Below are 8,847 nucleotides of genomic sequence, written 5' to 3' on the forward strand. Positions count from 1 at the left end.
TCGGCTTCGGGTCGTCCTCCGTGCCGAGATCTGCTCTCCGGCCCGCGCCGCCTTCACCTCCGAGACCGACACGTCGACCTCGGAGCCGGGACGCCCGCTTGGGATGCGCGCTCGCAGGCGGCGCCAAGCTTCTGGCTGAGAGCGATCGATGAGGAGGTGGCGAGCGCTTGATCACAAGCCGGAGGCACCCGCAGTGCGACTCGCCGCGCCACGTCAGCACAGCAATGGCACGGGGCGGGCCGACCGAGGAAAAACCTCAGCGGCTACCCGATGTGACAAGTTCTGCGTCTGACACCGATGACGGTTCGGTGGGGGTAAAGACCCCGGTCAGAGTCGAACGCGGCGAAAATGGCGAATCACCGCATCAGGACATCACCTCGTAGGCGCGAATGAACGTCTGGGTCACGGTGTTGCCGTCGGCATCGGTCGCCTTGATCCGCAGGGAGACGAACCCGGGGGCGTCCGGGTTGCTCACGGTCGCGGTCCAGGTGCCGTCCTCTTCGGCGGACGAGGCCGTCTGCCAGGTGTTGCCGTCGTCGTCCGACGTCTCGACCGACATCGAAGTGATCTCGGGCGTCGGCAGGTCTTGAACCGGCTGCACCTTCACGGGGATCCGCAGCTCGGAGCCCGGCGCGGCGGCGTTCGCGTCGTCCAGACCGGCGATCGAGAGCCGCAGCAGGTGCAGCGGAAGGGTCTGCTCCTCCCAGTCGATGTGGTGCGACTCGAACGACCACTCGGTCCTGGTCGCGGTGGAGAACTTGGCGATCTCGGTGTTGGCGGTGCGGTCCCAGGTGAGGGTGTAACGCTTGGACTCGGGCGGAAGGTCGGCATACAGCTGCCCTGTACCGGTGGCGATCGTCTGGCCGTCGGCGGCGAGGGTGAGCTCGTTGGTCGTGCGGTCCATCGAACCGGTCCGTCCGGACGAGTCGACGTACCCTCCTGGGGCGGTCACCGAGAGCTGGCCGCCAGAGCTGCGCCGCGGTTCCGCTCCCACGCCGAAGTCACCCGTGGTGAGGACCGCGCCGTTCCAGACGTCGTCGCGTTCCCCCTGTTGTGCCGCGGTCCGGTAGTCGGCGATCTGCGCCCAGTTCCCGTAGCCGATTCCGTAGCCCAACTCTCGGCTGTAGCTCAGTCCGGGCTGGATGTAGGTGGTGACCGTCTGCGGGAAGGTCACGTTCATTCGCATCTCGTCGACGTGACCGCCCGTCACGTTGAGGCCGCCGGACCGGGAGAGATTCACCGAGCGGAAGTGATTGCGGGTGACACTCAGCTCGCCCGGGCTCGGGTGCCAGACCGTGGCCGGCGGGATCCGGCCCGCGAAGTACCGGCTCAAGATGTAGGCCGCGCCCGGCCCATCGGTCGCGTCACGCTTGCCCCACCCCGTGACCTGAAAGCCGACGTTCTCCTCGACCTCGTCGGGACCGTGCCAGACGGCGAAGACCGATCCTTCGGGGCCTTCGGCGGTCAACCGGTACCACGGGGTGTCGTACCAGGCCTCGACCATGCCGGGAACGCCGATGCCCTGCGGACTGAGCTCGACCGGCTCGCCCTCCCGGGCGTCCATCCTCAGGTCGAGGTCCCGGTCATCGACCGTGATCCGGTGGTTGATCAGGGTCTCGCCCGCGCCGGTGGCGACGGCGGTGGTGACGTCGTAGGTGCCGGGCGGCAGCTGGAAGACGCCGCTGCCGTTCTCGACCTTGCGCTCCCAGCGGCCGCCGTCCGAAATGCTCCAGGCGTAAACCCAGGTCGGACGCGTTGGAGCGGTGCCATTGCGGTCGATCAGATTGACCGCAACGTTGTATTGCTGCTGGCCGACCTCGGCCACAAGCGTGGTGGTCACCTTTGTTGCGCCGTCGGTTCCCGTGGCCACCAGCGCCCCGAGATAACGGCCCTGGGGAATCCCGGCACCCCGAAAGGTCAGTGTCACCTGCGCGCTTCCCCGGGCGGGAACGGTTACATGGTCAGGCACCTCGAAGAGCCCGGCGGGAGCCTTGGTCGGTTCCCCGCCGGGACCTTTCAGGTCGGCGGACAACCGCAGTCTGACAGCTGTGGTCCCGGTGTTGCGGTAGGTGAGGGTGTGGCGCCGTGTCAGGTCCGGGATGCCGGGCGAGGCCAGATCGGCGTTGACGGAGTCGGTGGAGGCGGTGACGGACCCGACCGGAGGAGCGGGGGCGGGGGCGGGGCCGCGGAGGTCGACCGATACCGCCGTGGAGCCCAACGGCTGACCGGCGGCGGAGGTGACCTGGACGGTGCCGTGATACGCGCCGGGTTTGACCCCGTTGCCCCGCACTTCCAGGTTCGTCCTGGCCTCTTGACCGGCGCGCACGGTCACGGAACCCGCCGACAACTTCGCCAGCGCGGCAGGGGCCGCGTGTCCGGAACGGTCTCGCAGCGCTACCCTCAACCGGATTTTTAGGGTATTGCGTGTGTTGTTGCGGTAGGTGATGGCCCGGCTGACCGGCTTGACCGTGGTTCTGGACCAGGTCAACGGGACGACCATGCGACGCGGAGCGACCGTGAACGGCGCCTTCGAACGTGTGGAGGTCACTTCGTACGGTCGCGGCGTACGGTTCGTGGAGGTCGTTTCCGCGACGGCCGGACTCGCTCCGGAAACGGCCGCCAACGCGTTCACCACCAGGGTCAATGTGACCGAGACGGTAATGCTGGCACGACTTTTCACGCCATCACCTCATCAGGGGACAGAAGCTCAAATGATCAACATACAGAAAGCAGGACGCATGGGTGAATGCTCCGGTTTACAGCGGATTTGCCCTGCCTCCAGGTAGCCAGTTAGGACGCGACAAAACCGGCGTCCCGCGGCACCTGGCGGCGGGCGTGCGCCGGGGTTGCCCCAATCCTGACAGGCCGCCGCCTGGAGGCTTGGACGAGCCTTGGTCCGGCCCATGGCCTCTCGCTGCTCGAATTCCCGCCAAGTCCGGTCAGCGCCTAGCTAGGGGAAGCGGGTGATCGGCGTCGACCTGCACCGGGCGCTCGCGGGCGTCCCGCCGCCACCGCTCCCGCCGCGCCTACGGCACCCTCGGCGTCATCGGCAGAGTCCTCTGCAGCGGCGCCCTCTGCGCGGCACCCGCTCACCAACCACCGAGCCGGCCAGGCGCGGCGAGGCGGTGCCGCCGATCGGTCGACGACGTGACGTGCGATCGGCTCCTGGCACCGCAGGCGACCTGTCACGCCAACGGCGCGACCTCCCGCACCGACGCCCAGGGCCGCCCGGAGACCGCTGAGGCCGAGAACCTGACCGCCTCGGTCGCCGACCGCAGCGGCTGCCAACCGGAGTCGGGCACATGACCGGCGCCCCCCGCTACTACGGCGGCCACATGATCGCCGCGACGCTGACGGCGTCGACGAGCGCTATGACCTGGTGCCGCAGTGGTACTCGGTCAACGGCGGCGTCTACCGGCGCTTGGACTCGGGCGCCAGGTCCTGCCTGAAAGAGCCCGGCGCCGCGATCCTGCACTACAAGATCCGCGTCCGGTACCCCGGGCCGCTGGTCCTGGGGCCCGCCACCTTCCACACCGATGTGCGAGTGGCCACCACCGGGCACCCGGCCAAGGCCATCGAGCCGACCATCCCCAACCGGGCCCTGGGACCGGCCGAGTACCGGCTCATCCGTGGTCGGCTCAACGCCGCACTTGACACCGCCGGCTGCACCGCCTGACAGCGAGAAGGTCATCCGCTGGGGCACGTCCCCTCAATGCCGCGGCCTGACCGACCGCGCACCGCAGCCCCGGAGTGCCTAGAGGGACAAGTTCACGAAGGACAGCGACGGAAGGACGACTCAGGAGGCGGACGGCTCGATCTCCCCCGCAAAGACGATGACCTGGTCGATGAGGCTCCGCCGCAGATGGACGACATCCGTTCCCACCAGGCGGGGGCCTCCATTCGGCGTGGTGAAGACCCACTGGTACCGGGCCCACTCGTCAGGCATGTCCACCGCTGAGGAGCGCGTCATCGTGCCGGTTCCCGCCGGGTGGCGCCGGAGATCCAGCACGAACCGCTCGACCGCCGCGATTCCTTCGCTACGGCCCAACGGCCCCCAGAAGACCACGTCTGAGGTCAGGGCCTGGGAGAGCAGGGCAGTCACATAGCTGTCGGCCGAGGCGTTGAACGCGGCGATGAACGTGTCGATCGCGGAGCGTGCCGTCTCTTCCTGCATGCCCCAGTAATACCAGCCGTTGCGCGTGCGCCCGTCCCGCGAGTCGCCTTCCGATCACGGTGGACCATCCCGGTCACAGCGCTGGATGCGCCGCTGAGGCTGGTGGCGGACGAACCCGCTACTCGCGGCGGGGAGTTGGCTCGTCGCGACGGCGCTGCAGCGCGGGTCTCCCGCCCTTGGTCGTCGGCGGCGCCCCGGATCGGATGACGATCATGGGGCCGGTGGCCCAGGACGTGGGCTGGATCGGGCCGGGCCGGTCTTCCTGGTTCCGCGTGAACCGGGCGAGTTGCTCGCCAGGGCGGACCGACCATGATCGGCTTCGGGAGGGTGTCGGCCTCGGCGAGAGCCATGACGTCGCACTCGCCGGCTGCTGCCGCGAGCCGGGGACTGCTCTGTTGCGGCGGACGCGTGACCCTGGATCACGTTTTGCAGGTTCGGCTGCTGCTCCTGCAGCGGCCTTCCGGTCGCCCCGAGGGAAGGCGATCCCACCGGCCCCGGGACGGGGCCGGTGGGACCTTCGCGGGTCCTACTTCAGAGATGGGGGGACGTCTGCGGCGTCGCCGAGCCCGACCAGGTAGTCGGCGTACTCCTTGGCGCCGTCCTTCGTGACGAGCCTGCCCTGCAGCGTCTCGTCGGCCGCGACCTTCTTGCCGGCGAGGACGTCGGCGGCGAGCGTCATGACCTTCTGGCCCAGCGCGAACGGCGACTCGGCGTTCGTCGAGTACATGTCGCCCGCCGCGACCGCGGCCAGTGCGTCGGAGATGCCGTCGTTGCCGACGAGCTTCACCTTCTTGGACAGGTTGCCGGCCTTCAGCGCCGACAAGACGCCCATGGCCATCTCGTCGTTCGCGGCGTACACGCCGTTGATGCCCGGGTTGGCCTGCAGCACGTTCGTCATCACGTTCAGCGCCTTGGCGCGGTCGAAGTCGGCGGCCTGCTTGGCGACGACCGTGATGCCCTTGTGCTTGGCGATCTCCTCGTTGAAGCCCTTGCTGCGGTCCTGCGCGACGTTCGTGCCGAGCAGGCCCTGGATCTCCACGACCTTGCCCTTTTCGCCGACGGCCTCGGCGAGCGACTTGGCGGCGTTGCGCCCGGCCTGGACGGCGTCGTAGCCGACGAACGTGGCGAGCTTGCCGCCGGACGGCTTGCGGTCGAACGCCATCACCGGGATGTTCGCGCCGTTCGCCTGCGTCACCGACGACGTGGCCGACTGGGTGCTGACCGGGTCGATGATGAGGATGCCGGTCTGCTTGGAGATGGCCGTCGTCGCCTGGTTGAGCGCGGCGGCGTCGCTGTTGTTGGCGTTCTGCACGTTCAGCTTGATGCCGAGCTTGGCCGCCTGCGCCTGCGCGCCGTTCTTGACGCTGACGAAGAACGGGTTGTTGAGCGTGCTCATGATGATCGTCGCGTCTTTCTTGCCGGACGCCTTGCCGGTGGAGGCGCCGGCGTCCTCGCCGGCGCGGCTGCACCCGGTCAGGGCGAGCGCGGCTGCGGCCGTCACGGCGATCACGGCGCGGGTGGTTCTGGCCACGCGCATGGGAATCTCCTTTTGCGGGGTTGGGGTGGGAGTCGGTCAGGGAGTCCTGGCGGCGGTGCCGCTGCGATGAGACGGTCCGCCTTGTGCGGTCTTGCCCGCACGTTTCGGGATGAGGGAGCGCAGCACGTCGATGTTGCGGTCCAGGAACACGGCCAGCAGGATGACCAGGCCCTTCACGACGTTCTGCAGAAACGGCGAGACGTCCAGCAGGTTCATTCCGTTGTCGATGACACCGAGGACGAGCGCGCCGACGAGGGTGCCGAGCAGGGTGCCGCGGCCGCCGGCGAGGCTCGTTCCGCCGATGATGACGGCGGCGATGGCCTCCAGTTCCAGGCCGGTGCCGGCGGTGGGCTCGGCGGTGGACAGCCGGGCGGTGAGGATGAAGCCGGCGAGCGCCGCCAGCACGCCGCTGATCACGAACGCGAGGATCTTCACCCGGTCGGTGCGGACGCCCGACAGCCGGGCCGCCTCGGTGTTGTCGCCGGTGGCGTAGACGTACCGGCCGAACCGGGTCCGCGCGAGCAGGTACCCGAACACCGCGAATACCACCAGCATGATCACGACGGGGACGGGCACGCCGGCGATCCGGCTCTGCCCGATGCCCTGGAAGTCGTAGTCGGTGACGGCGACCGGATTGCCCTTGGTGAGCTGCAGGCTGAGGCCCGACAGCACCGACATGGTGGCCAGTGTCGCGATGAACGACGGCATCCGTGTCTTGGTGACGAGCAGCCCGTTCACCAGCCCGATCGCAGCGCCGGTCGCCACGCCCGCGCCGACCCCGGCGACGAGACCGTGGTCGCGGAGCGTCTGCGCGGTGACGACGGCGGTGAAGCCGAGCGCCGCGCCGACCGACAGGTCGATCTCCGCCAGGATGATCACATAGCTCTGGCCGACGGCGAGCAGCGCCGCGACCGACGTGGCCAGCCCGACGTTCATCAGGTTGTTGTGCGTCAGGAAGACCGGTGAGGCGATGGTCAGGATGATCCCGACCAGCAGCAGCATCCAGACCGCGCGCAGCCGGCGCGCGGCGGCGGCCGCCGAGGAGAGCCGCGACGGGGACGCGAGGCTCGTGACGGTGGAGGTCATGGGGCACCTACCAGTGCGTGCTCGAGGATGTTCTGTTCGTTGACGTCGTCGCCGGTGAGCTCGGAGACGGTGCGTCCCTCGCGCATCACGAGGACGCGGTCGGACATGGCGACGAGCTCGGGCAGGTCGGAGCTGACCAGCACGACGGCGACGCCGTCCGCGGTGAGGCCGTTGATGATCCGGTAGATCTCGGTCTTGGCGCCGACGTCGACGCCGCGCGTCGGCTCGTCCATCAGCAGCACCCGGGGCCCGGTCATCACCCACTTGGCGAACAGCGCCTTCTGCTGGTTGCCGCCCGACAGCGACCCGGCCGCGATGGACGGCGACGCCGCGCGGACCCGCAGGTCCGCCATCACCTTCCCGGTCTCCGCGCGCTCCCGGCCGCGCAGGACGACGTCGGCCTTCGTGAAGCGGCCGAGGGACGGCAGCGACACGTTCGCCTCGACGGACTGCTGCATGGCGAGGCCCTCACCTGACCGGTCCGGGGTGACATAGGCGATGCGCCCGGAGATCGCCTGCCTCGGGCCGCGCGCCTGGACCGGCTCGCCGTCCACGGTCACCGTCCCGGACGTGAGCGGGTGCAGGCCGAACAGCGCGCGAAGCAGCTCGCCGCGGCCGCAGCCGACGACACCGCCGATGCCGAGCACCTCGCCCGCCCGGACGTCCAGGTCGACGTCGTGGAACGCGTCGCCGCCCGACGCGCCCCGGACCCGCAGGACGACCCGGTCCGTGGTGTTGTGCTCCTTCGGGTAGAAATCGGCCACGGTTTCGCCGACCATGGCGGTGACGACCTGGGCGGGGGAGAGCGTCCCGGTGGGCTCGTCCAGGGTGACGCGGCCGTCGCGCAGGACGACGATCCGGTCGGACAGCTCGAACACCTCGTCCAGCCGGTGGCTGATGTAGAGGATCGTGACGCCGGCCTTGCGCAGCCGCCGGATCTGCTCGAACAGCCGCTCCGACTCCCGCTCGTCCAGCGCCGCGGTCGGCTCGTCCAGGATCAGCAGCCGAGGCCTGTGCGTCATCGCCTTGGCGATCTCGACCATCTGCCGCTCGGCGACGCCGAGTTCGCCGACCGGCCGCCGCACGTCGATGTCCAGGCCGAGATCCCTCAGGGCGGACACGGCGGCCTCCGCCATCCGGCGGCGCGACACCAGCAGCCGCCCGAACCGGCCCTCCTGGTCGAGGACGTGCATGTTCTCGGCGACGGACAGGTTCGGGAACAGGTTCTGCTGGAACTCCTGGTAGATGACCTCGATGCCGAGCGTCATCGCGGCCTGCGGGTCCTTCAGGACCGTGGCGCGGCCGTCGACGAGGACCGTGCCACCGTCCGGCTGGTGCGCACCGGAGATCACCCGCGTCAGGGTGGACTTGCCGGCGCCGTTCTCGCCGCACAGCGCGACGACCTCGCCCGGCTCGACCGCGAGGCTGACGCCCCGCAGCACGTGGTTCTCCCCGAACGACTTGTGGACGTCGACCAGTTGCATCCGCATGTCGATCTCCCGTCAGTAGACGACGCCCGCGGTCAGCAGCACGTTCGCGTACGGGGTGAACTCCCCGGACCGCACCGCCGCCCGCGCCTCGCCGGTGGACCGCTTGAAGTCGGTGTGCGGCACGAACCGAATCTCGACACCGGTGAACCGGGCCTCGATCTCGGCGAGCATCTCCGGGCTGCGCTGCTTGATCTCCTCCGACATCAGCACCCCCTCCACGGCGACCTCGGTGAGGACGGCGTCCAGCAGGTCGAGGAAGCGCGGAAGGTTCTGCCGCACCGCCAGGTCCACCCGCTCCACCCCGGGCGGGATGGGCAGCCCGGCGTCGGTGACGACGAGCTTGTCGGTGTGCCCGAGTTCGGAGATGACCCGGGCCAGCTGGCCGTTGAGCGTGCCGTGGTTGCGCCTCATCGGGCGGCTCCTTCCAGGGTGTTGCCGGACATCAGTGCGTCCACCTCGTCCCGACCGGGCAGGGACGGGCTCGCGCCGGGTCTGGTCGTCGCCAGCGCCCCGGCGGCCATGCCGCGCCGGATGGCACGTTCCATGGCGTCGCCGGCCGC

Annotated in this window: 7 protein-coding genes; 1 reads left to right on the plus strand and 6 read right to left on the minus strand. The window is 69.5% G+C overall.

Annotated features, from left to right (window positions below):
- Window positions 1-364: 364 nt before the first annotated feature.
- Entirely contained in the window at window positions 365-2,680 is a 2,316-nt protein-coding gene (locus AB0K37_RS23625; RefSeq protein ID WP_363984500.1) for a hypothetical protein, read from the minus strand.
- Between the two features lie 699 nt (window positions 2,681-3,379).
- Here AB0K37_RS23625 and AB0K37_RS23630 point away from each other — a divergent pair.
- Window positions 3,380-3,676 carry a hypothetical protein gene (locus tag AB0K37_RS23630; RefSeq protein ID WP_363984502.1) on the plus strand — a complete coding sequence of 99 codons (297 nt, stop codon included), beginning with the start codon at window positions 3,380-3,382 and terminating at the stop codon, window positions 3,674-3,676.
- Between the two features lie 120 nt (window positions 3,677-3,796).
- On the opposite strand, the gene AB0K37_RS23635 is transcribed toward AB0K37_RS23630, so the two are convergent.
- The 5 genes from AB0K37_RS23635 to rbsD all read right to left on the minus strand — a co-directional run bounded on the left by AB0K37_RS23635 (window position 3,797) and on the right by rbsD (window position 8,698).
- On the minus strand, window positions 3,797-4,174 hold the full coding sequence (locus tag AB0K37_RS23635) for a nuclear transport factor 2 family protein (RefSeq protein ID WP_363984504.1): 378 nt from the start codon (window positions 4,172-4,174) through the stop codon (window positions 3,797-3,799).
- 526 nt (window positions 4,175-4,700) lie between these two features.
- The gene (locus AB0K37_RS23640; RefSeq protein ID WP_363984506.1) at window positions 4,701-5,711 is read right to left on the minus strand and encodes a substrate-binding domain-containing protein; all 1,011 of its coding nucleotides are present in this window, start codon (window positions 5,709-5,711) and stop codon (window positions 4,701-4,703) included.
- Window positions 5,712-5,747: 36 nt separating this feature from the next.
- On the minus strand, window positions 5,748-6,797 hold the full coding sequence (locus AB0K37_RS23645; RefSeq protein ID WP_363984508.1) for an ABC transporter permease: 1,050 nt from the start codon (window positions 6,795-6,797) through the stop codon (window positions 5,748-5,750).
- Complete coding sequence (locus AB0K37_RS23650) at window positions 6,794-8,287, minus strand: sugar ABC transporter ATP-binding protein (protein WP_363984510.1); 1,494 nt, start codon at window positions 8,285-8,287, stop codon at window positions 6,794-6,796. The genes AB0K37_RS23645 and AB0K37_RS23650 overlap by 4 nt, the downstream gene beginning before the upstream one ends.
- A gap of 12 nt (window positions 8,288-8,299) precedes the next feature.
- Window positions 8,300-8,698, minus strand: coding sequence for a D-ribose pyranase (gene rbsD, locus AB0K37_RS23655; RefSeq protein WP_363984512.1), 399 nt, complete (start codon window positions 8,696-8,698; stop codon window positions 8,300-8,302).
- Between the last annotated feature and the right edge of the window lie 149 nt (window positions 8,699-8,847).

Origin of the sequence: Actinomadura sp. NPDC049753 (assembly GCF_040674655.1) — a bacterium.
Lineage (GTDB): Bacteria > Actinomycetota > Actinomycetes > Streptosporangiales > Streptosporangiaceae > Spirillospora > Spirillospora verrucosospora.